The organism is Nocardia sp. (assembly GCF_025465275.1).
Classification (GTDB): domain Bacteria; phylum Actinomycetota; class Actinomycetes; order Mycobacteriales; family Mycobacteriaceae; genus Nocardia.
In genome coordinates, this window is sequence record NZ_JAODNK010000146.1 from 20,411 (window position 1) to 30,136 (window position 9,726).

The window sequence follows — 9,726 nt, forward strand, 5'->3', positions numbered from 1 at the left end:
CAGCCCGGCGCTCATTGCCACATCCGGCGCATGACCAGCAGGCCGTGGTCCTCATCGCCGAGGACCGCGGCGGCGTCGACCCGAGTGTCCGGGGCTTCGGCAATGGCGCGGAGAGTGTCGTGGAAGGCGGCTTCGATGATTTCGGCCTCGGTCGCGTCGAAGGAGTCCTCGGCGTAGAAGACCACGGCCTGCACACCGTCGGCGGGCAGCAGCGAATTGGCGGGGAAGATCATGACCAGCAGCGCATTGTCGGTCGCGCCGCCGCCCTCGAAGGTCACCAGGTCCAGATTCGCCTGTGCCAGCAGGCTTTCCAGCTCCTCGCGGCCGGGCGGGTAGGACTGGAAGACGAACATGCTGTCGAAGATCTTGCGCACGCCCGCCGCGCGAATGGCCGAGGTGAGGCGGTACTGGTGGAACTCCATGAGTTCCACCCGGCGGTGCTGGATTTCGGCCAGGTGCTCGCGCCAGGTCGCTTCGCCGCGCAGCCCGACCGCGACCGGAATGGTATTGGCGAAGCAGCCGATGGCATTGTCGACCTCGTCGAGGTCTGCGGGGCGACCCGAGACCACCTCACCGAAAATCGCTGTGTCCGCGCCGGTTACGTAGCGCAACACATTGGCCCAGGCGAGCTGGCAGATGACGCTGAAGGTGGTGCCCAGTTCGGCGGCGAGCTCGGTGAGGCGATCGACCACAGCGGGGTCGATGGCGGCCGAGCGGCCGGTGGGGACGCCGCCGCCCTCGGGCACCCGGTTGGGTGCGACCAGGCAGGGCTGCACGCCGTCCAGATAGCCCGACCAGGCGGCTTCGGTGGCGGCCTCGCGGTCCTGGGTCAGGCGCAGGAAGGCCGCGAAGGTGTCCGGATCGCCGAGCGGCGCCGCGGCCCCGGCGGTGGTGTAAGCGGCGAAGATCTCCTGCGGCAGTAGCTGTCCGGACCAGCCGTCGGTGAGCAGGTGGTGCGAGGTGAGCACCAGCATGTGCACCGACTGTGGCAGATGCACAACGGTGGCCCGGCTGAGCGGTCCGCGCGAGAGGTCGAACTGTTCGCCCTGATCCGACAGCAGGAAGTCACGCAGGCGCTGCTCGGCATCGGGCAGAGTGGCGAAGTCGACCTCGCGGACCTGGAAGGTCATGCGCTCGTTGACGATCGCGTACGGCTGTCCGGCGTGCGATACCGAAATGGCCACGCGCAGATTGGGATAGCGATTGAGCACGGTGTCCAGCGCGGTCGTCAAGCACGGTACATCCAGGTCGCCGCGCACGGCGATCATAGTCTGCACATTGTAGAAATCCTTACCGCCTGAACCCAGCGCCGTGAAGTACAGCCCGGCCTGCATGGGCGCGAGCGGATGCACATCGGCGAAGGCACCGTAGAGGCCCTGCCAGCGGTCCAGGTCGAGCTGGCTGACCTCGCGGGCCAGCACATCACTGGGAGTGAACTGGCGAATCGGGTTGTCGCGCAACGTTTTCGCGAGATCGTGGAGCGTGCCGGTCCACAGGTCGGCCAGTTCGTGCACATCGCCGTCGGCCAGCACACCCGCCGGGAATCGGAAGGAGGCGCGCAGCGTCGCCTGATCGCCGTCGGTGATGGTCACGGTGTTCACATCGAGTACTGCGGCGACCGGCATGGCCGGGTCGGCGTGACCGCCCAGATAGCCGAATTCCGGTGCGGCAGACCAGGCTTCGGTGGTGCCCGGCACTCCGGCGACGGCGAAGCGGCCCATGTAGTTGAAGCTGATCTGCGGTGCGGCAGGCACCTCCAGCTGCGCGCGGGCCTCGGGATTCAGCCAGCGCAGCAGACCCCAGCCGATACCGGATTCCGGCACCGCGAGCAGCTGCTCCTTGACGGCCTTCACCGCGGACACGACTTCGGCCTCACCGCCGTGCAGAACCTGGAGTGCGACCGGGTAGGCGCTGGTGAACCACCCCACGGTATTGGCGAGATCAGCTCCGGCGAACAGGGTTTCGGCGCGACCGTGCCGCTCCATGGTGAGCGAGACGACATCGGCGTCACGATCGTGCGAGCGCCGGAAGCGGTGCACGGCGACGGCGAGCGCGGCTACCTGGATATCGAGGAAATCGCAGCCGAAGGTCAGGGCGCCGGTGGTGGTGAGGAAGCGGGTTTCCTCGGCATCGAGTTCGGCGGTGACTTCGTGCAGGGTGGCGACGGTGTCCACGGCCGGATCGAAGGCACGGTGACCGAGCAGCGGATCCGCGCTCTCGGCGATCTCCTGCCAGCGGGGCAGTTCGGCGGCCAGGGTTTCACCCTGTGCGTAGCGAACCAGGTTGGTATTCCACGTCTTCACCGAAGTGCCAGTCTCCGGGGCGAGGGTGCCGTCCTCCCAGAGCTGACGCAGATCATCGTGCAGGATGCGCCAGGAGACGCCGTCCACCACCAGGTGGTGCACGACCAGCAGCAGGCGGCCGGTGGTGCGGTCCGGGGTGCGGGCCCAGACCGCACCGACCATGCGGCCGGCGGCCGGATCGAGTCCGGCGCCGACAGCGTGCAACTGCTCCTGCAGCAGCTCGGCTGCGGTGAGATCCCAGTCGTCCGAAGCGATTTCGACCTCGACAAGCTCCAACAGCGCCCGCGCCTCACCGACTTCGGGCACGTAGTACCCGAGCCCTCCCCCGACCATCTCGGCGTCACTCGCCCCCGTCGTCCCGACGAAGCTCGTCCCCGCCATCCCGGCAGGACTCGTCCCCGCCATCCCGGCGTGCGTGTGGCCGGGATCCACACCGTCGTCGGAGATCCCGGCCACAAGCATGCTGGGATGACGAGGGGGCACTGGGGCGAGGCGGGCGCGGAGTAGTGGGTGGCGGGCGAGTAGGGCGCGCAGGGCGGTGGTGAGCTCGTCCGCGGTGGCGCCCGGCGGGGTGACCACGGCGGTGGCCTGGCTGTATCCGGTGTATTCGCCGACCTTTTCGACCAGCATGGCGGCGATCGGGTTGAGCGGGATCCAGCCGGTGGCCGCGCCCGCGTTGATCAGGGCGGGGGCGGCGGCAGCGGTGATCGGTTCGGTCGCGGCGGCGATGGCGGCGATGGTGCGGGCATCGAACAGGGCACTGGTGGTGATGGCGAGGCCGCGCTTCTTGAGGGCGGAGGCCATGCGGATGGCGGTGATGGAATCGCCGCCGAGGGCGAGGAAGTCGTCATCGGCCGCCAGGCCGAGATCCTCGCTCAGGCCGAGTACCGTGCGCACTACATCGGCTACCAGTTCTTCGGGGCCCGCGCCGAGCGCGCGGCCGCGACCGGTGCTGCCACCGAGATCCGGCTCCGGCAGTGCGCGGCGGTCCAGCTTGCCGTTGGCGGTGAGCGGCAGGGCCGCCAGGCGCACCAGCGCGGCCGGGATCATGTAGTCCGGTAGTCGTTCGGCAAGGTAGGCGCGAATGCGCCCGGCCGTGGCGGTCTCGGAATCGGTGGCGCACACCGAATCCGGCTCAGCCGCGTAGTAGGCCACCAGTACCGCGTCGGCGCCCCGGGTCAGGGTGACGGCCGCGGCCGAACCGATGCCGGGCATGCGGCGCAGTGTGGTGCCGACCTCGCCGAGTTCGATGCGGTGACCGCGAATCTTCACCTGATCGTCCACGCGGCCCAGGTATTCCAGCCGGCCGCGCGAATTCCAGCGCACGATATCGCCGGTGCGGTACATGCGGGCGGCCGGTTCGGTGCTGAACGGACTGGCCACGAAGGTCGCGGCGCTGAGGCCGGGCCGATTGTGGTACCCCTGCGCCAGCTGGACGCCGGCCAGGTACAGCTCACCGGTGACACCGGGCGGCACCTGCCGCAGCTGCTCGTCGAGCACGAAGACCGACGAATTCGCCTCGGGGACACCGATGAGCGCCGAGCGGATCTCATCGCTGCCCTGGGTGCCCGCGAAGTCCTCGTGGGTGAGATCCATGGCGGCTTCGGTCGGCCCGTACAGGCCGAGCACGGTGCCGCCGAAGACCCGACTCGCCTCCTCGACGAGGGCGGGCGGCACGGATTCGCCGCCCAGGTAGACGTAGCGCATGGATTGCAGCCGGGCCGGATCCGGATTGGCGTCCAGGAAGGCGCGGGTAACGCTCGGCACCAGGGACAGCTGAGTCACCTTGTGCCGGTCGATGATTCCGGCCAGAGCCTCCACATCGGCCTGCCACCAGTCCGGCGGCGGCAGCACCGTGGCCGAGCCGGTGCACAGCGCGTTCACCAGTTCGAAGACCGAGACGTCGAAGCCGATCGGGGCCTTCTGCAGAATGCGTTCCTCGCCGAAGCCCAGGTAATCCCGCATCCACTGCACGTGATTGGCGACGGCGCGGTGATTGATCACCACACCCTTGGGGCGGCCGGTGGTGCCGGAGGTGTAGAGCAGGTAGGCGGCGTCCAGCGGATGGATGGGCCGCGCCAGCTCGTCTGCGCGCACCGGTGTGCTGTCGGCGGCAGCCAGTTCGGCGAGAACGGCAGGGTCGGTGAGGTCCACCAGAGAGATCCCCGTCATCCCGGCACCCCCCGTCATCCCGGCACTCCCCGTCATCCCGGCACTCCCCGTCATCCCGGCACTCCCCGTCATCCCGGGATGCTTTTGGCCGGGATCCACACTGTCAGTGGATGACCCGTCGCTGTGGATCCCGGCCAAAAGCGCGCCGGGATGACGAAGGGATTGCGCGCCGGGATGGCGGGGGGATTGCGCTGAGATCGTGGTGATCATCAGTGTGAGTTCGGAGTCGCCGAGCATGTATTCGATGCGGTCGAGGGGGTAGCTGGGGTCGGCGGGGACGTAGACCGCACCGGCGCGGAGTACGGCGGCGAAGACGATGGGTAGCCATTCGCTGCGTTCGGCGTAGACGCCGACTCGATCACCGTTGTGCACACCGCGTTCCAGCAGTAGGCGGGTGAGTCCGTTGACGCGGGAATCGAATTCGGCGTAGGTGAGTTCGATGTCCTCGAATACCACTGCTACCCGGTCGGGATGCTCCTGCGCCGAGGTTCGGATCATGGCGTCGACGGTGTCGAGGGTGATGTCCACGTTGTCGCCGTACGACCACGAGTCCAGGCGGGCGCGGTCGGAGGCGGACAGCGTCTCCAGCGCGGACAGGGACGTGCCGGGTGCGGCGGCGGCCAGCACCTGATCGATGTATTCGTGCAGCCGCTCGATGGTGCCGATATCGAAAAGGTCGGTGCGATAGGTGATCTGGACGTCGGTGCGGTCGGCGTGCATGAAGGTCTCGACCACCAGCGGCAGCAGGGCGCCGCCATTGTCGATCAGTTCCCAGCTGGTGACCGCGCCTGGCAGCTGCGGGCCGTCGATCTTCTGGTGCAGGAACAGCACCATGGTGTCGAAGAGTTTGGAGCCGACGTGACCGGTGGCGCTATTGGCCGCACGGACAATGCCTTCTTGCGGAAAGTGCTTGTGCCGGAATGCTTCTGTGGTGGTCGCGCGGACCTGGTCCACCAGCTGCCCGAAGCTCTCTGCGCCCGCGCCGGTGAAGTGCAGCGGAATCATATTGCTGAGATTGCCGATCAGCAGTTCCTGACCGGATTCCTCGCGATTGGCGACCGTGGTGCCGACCACGATGTCGCGGCGGCCGGTGGTCTGGCGCAGCGCGAGGTAGTAGGCGGCCAGGAAGACCGAGAACGGGGTGCTGCGCAATTGTGTGCTCAGCCGCCGCAGGTTCGCGTCCGCGCGCTCGCCGAGCAGGCGGTCGAAGCGGTCGCCGCGTTCGGTGACGGCGACCGGGCGGCGGTCGTAGGGCAGCTGCAGTTCGGGCACCTCGCCGTCGAACTGGCTCTCCCAGAAGCCGATATCGACGCTGTGGTCGCCGTCGCGGTAGCGGTCCTGCTCCCATTCGGCGAAGTCGGCGACCTGCAGGCGCAGCGGTTCGACGAGGATCTCGCCGGTGCGCGCCTGCCGATAGAAATCCTCTACATCGCGGGACAGGGCGGGCAGGGTCATACCGTCCCAGGCGATGTGCTGGATGACCACCACCGCCACCAGCCGATCGGCGCGGGTGCGGGCGAAGGTGACCCGCAGCGAGGATTCCCCGGACAGCTCGAAGGTCTCGTGTGCGGCGGCGCGGGTCAATTCGGCCAGCCGTGCGTCGGCCGCCGCCGGCTCCAGGCCGGTGAGGTCGATATCGGTCAGCCGGGGCGGCAGGTCCTGGTGAATGCGCTGGTAGGGGTCGCCCTGCTCATCATTGTGATAGGTGGTGCGCAGCACCTCGTGCTTGTGCACCAGCGCCAGGAACGAGCGGCGCAGCGCGGGACCGTCCACCGCACCGTCGAAAGTCAGTGCCAGGCAGAGGTTGTAGGCGGCGCTGTCGGGCGAGATCTGCTGATGCGCCCAGACGTAGCGTTGCCCGAAGGACAGGGCGGCGCGCTCCGGATCCCGGCGCACGGGCACCGCGGGGGTGGCGGCCAGCCCCTCGAGCGCGAGCCGGGCCGCCATTGCTGCCTGTAGGTCTTCCAGCGACTTCATCAGGTGAGAACCAATCCTTGTACTTCGAGCCATGCATATTCGAGAGCCTGTGCACCGCACTGCGTTCGAACCCTCCGGGATTCCGGCGGTCCGGACCGATCAGCGCGCGCCCACCGGCTCCGGGAGCGGGATCTCGGCGAGCTCGAGCAGAATCCGGGCGACCTGATCCAGTCGATCCGGCGTCGGCTCCGCGGCGAGCAGGGCGGTGCAGATCCCGCGTATCGTGCGGCCCTCCAGCACCCCGGTGACACCGAACTTGTCGACGGCGAGCAATCCGCGCAGTTTGGCGGTCAGCGTGGTGGCGAGAATCGAATTGCCGCCCACATCGAAGAAATCGGTTGTCGCGCCCAGCTTCTCGATGCCGAGCACCTGCGCGGCGATGTACTCGACCGCCGCCTCCAGCGGATTCTCCGGCGCGACATAGGCATTGCGCTCGCTGTCGTCACCGGCGGCCACCATGCGGCGAATAGCGGCGCGATCCAGTTTGCCGTTGCTGGTCAAGGGAATCGCGGGAACCAGCTCCAGGATGTCCGGAATCATATGCGCGGGCAGCAGTTCCCGCAGTCCGGCGTCGATCCGGTCGGCGGTGACCGCACCGCTCGCCGCGGCGACGGCGGCCAGTCGGCCCGAATCGGTCACCAGCGCAACGGCTTCCCCGATTCCCGGCTGTGCGGCGAGTGCGGATTCCACCTCGCCGAGCTCGACCCGGAAGCCGCGAATCTTGACCTGATGATCGGCGCGGCCCAGGAAGTCCAGGGCGCCGTCGGGCAGGTAGCGGGCCAGATCGCCGGTGCGGTACCAGCGCATGCCGTCGACCGTGACGAAGCGGTCGGCGGTGCGCTCCGGATCGCCGCGGTAGCCGTCGGCCACGCTGCGGCCGCCGATCCACAGCTCACCCACCACCCAGTCCGGGCAGTCCTCGCCGCGGCTGTTCACCACGCGGCAGCGCACATTGGCCATGGGCGTGCCGTAGGGGACATTGGCCCAGTCGGCCGGGTACTCGTCGGTGACCTCGTACACGGTGGAGTGGATGGCGGTTTCGGTGGTGCCGCCCAGACCGGCGAAGCGCACGCCCGGAACCAGTTCCCGGAAGCGGTGTCCCTGCTGGGATTTCACGCGGTCACCACCGGTGATCACCACGCGCACCGAGCGCAGCTGCGGGGCATCGGCGGTATCGAGCAGCATGGTGATCAGGCCGGGGGCGCAGTTCACCACGGTCACACCGGTTTCCGCGATGAGCTCGGCCCAGGCGACGGCATCGCGTTCGATATCGGCATCGACCGCGACCACCGCACCGCCCAGGGCCAGCGGGGCGAAGATGTCGAAGACGGACAGGTCGAACTCCAGGGCGGACAGGCCGATGGTGTGGTCGTCCGCGCCCAGGCCGAAGTATTCGGCAATGGCGTCGATGGTGTTGGCGGCAGCGCGATGGCTCACCTCGACACCCTTCGGCTCACCGGTGGAGCCGGAGGTGAACAGCACGTAGGCCACGGCATCGGCGGACGGGATGTGCGGCGCGTCAAGGCGCGGCCCGGCGCTCACATCGGCCAGGGATACCGCGGTGACCTGCGCTGGCAGCTCGGCGGTAGTACCGACGAGGGCGACCCGGACGCCGCCGCGCTCCAGGACGCGGTCGCGACGAGCCCGCGGCTGTTCGGTACTGATCGGCAGGTAGGTCGCACCGGCGGCAAGTACGCCCAGGACGGCGGGAATCTGCTGCTGCCCCTTGGGCACAATGACCGCGACCGTATCGCCGGGACGCACCCCGGCGGCGGCGAGCGCATGGCCCACCGCGAGGGCCTGTCCGGCCAGCTCGCCGTAACTGCTGACGCCACTATCGCGCCAGCGCAGGGCCGGGCGGTCCGGATGCTGCTGCGCCAGTGCGAAGAACGCCTCGTGCAGGGTGCGCACACCGCCGAGATCGGTATCGGTGGCATTGACCGTCTCGCGCACCGCACGCTGCGCCGGCGGTAGAGCGATGGACAGATCGGCATGCCAGTCCGCTTCCGGCTCCACCAAAGCGTCCAGCAGCGAACGGAATTCGGTGAACATGGCCTCGGCGACACCGGTGGGCAGGGCGTCCCGGCGGATATCCCAGTTCACCAGCAGGCCGCCATCGAGCTCGACCACCTGGGCGTCCAGATCCACCTGCGGGCCCTGCGAAATAATCCACACCGGTGCACCGAAGACCTGGAGTACTCGTTCGGAGAACAGCTCACCCAGGTCGAGACCGGAGGTGAAGACCACGGACGGCGTGACCGGCGCGCCACGCAGGCGGCCCAGATCACGCAGTACGTCCAGGCCCTCGTACTGAGAGTTCGCGGCGCAAGTGTGCAATTCGCGTTGCAATCGCCTGGCGCGCGCGACCATGGATTCCCGGCGTTCGGCATCCACGTCGACCAGGACGGAATTGGTGAAGTCCCCGACCACCCGGTCGATATCGTCGTGCAGCGGTTCCCGATTGAACAGCGGCACATTGAGCAGGAAGCGCTGGCGGGCCGACCAGCGGGCAATGGCCTCGGAGAACACGGTGGCCAGCGCGACCGCGGGGGTCACGCCGTGGCTGTGCGCGGCCTGGTGCAGGCGCTGCTTGGCCTGCGGATCGAACCAGTGGTGCAGGCGCACACTGCGACTCGGGTCGCGGCGCTGCTCCTCGGGGAGCACCGGCAGCGCCGGGATATCGGGCAGCTCGCCGAGCCGCTCGGACCACCAGGCGCGGTCGGCCGAATTGTCCGGGGCGGCGGCATCTTTCGCGGCCAGGTAATCACGGAAGGTGTAGTCGAGCGATGTCGTGAGGTCGGCGTCCGTCTCGTACAGGGTGGCGAGGTCCTCGAGAATGCGGCGGTAGCTCTGCGCATCGGCGGCGAGCATATCGACATCGACGTGCAGGCGGTGGCCGCCGCCGGACAGCAGGGACAGCGCGATATCGATGACCTGCGCGGCCTCGACATCCATGCGCTGATGGCTCTTGAGCTGGCGAATGCGTTCCAGCTCTACGGCTTCGGAGTCGGCGCTCAGGGTGAGGGCCTCGAAGACCGGGCGCAGCGGTTCGGGCAGGGTCTGCTGGGTGCCGCTCCCGGTGAAGCGGGCGCGCAACTGCTCGTGGCGGTGCACCAGGCGGGCCACCGCGCGGCGTAGTCGCTCCGGATCGAGGCCGTTGCCGTCGAATTCGACATAGAGGTGGGCGGCGACACCACCCAGTGCCTGGTCCTGGCGGCGGCCCATCCAGTAGGCGTGCTGCATGGTGGCCAGGGCGAATTCATCGCCCGGCGTG

Annotated in this window: 2 protein-coding genes; both read right to left on the reverse strand. The window is 68.5% G+C overall.

Going from position 1 to position 9,726, the window contains the following annotated elements:
- Window positions 1-11: 11 nt before the first annotated feature.
- Window positions 12-6,452 (reverse strand): non-ribosomal peptide synthetase, encoded by a 6,441-nt coding sequence (locus tag JWN03_RS31685; protein WP_297622669.1) that lies wholly within the window; start codon window positions 6,450-6,452, stop codon window positions 12-14.
- Between the two features lie 99 nt (window positions 6,453-6,551).
- Window positions 6,552-9,726: non-ribosomal peptide synthetase (locus tag JWN03_RS31690; RefSeq protein WP_297622672.1), on the reverse strand; the 3,175-nt coding region annotated here is incomplete at its 5' end.

What these genes read in the sequence shown, in the direction of transcription:
- JWN03_RS31685 (WP_297622669.1), bottom strand. Translation starts at nt 6,452, where the DNA reads ATGAAGTCGCTGGAAGACCTACAGGCAGCAATGGCGGCCCGGCTCGCG.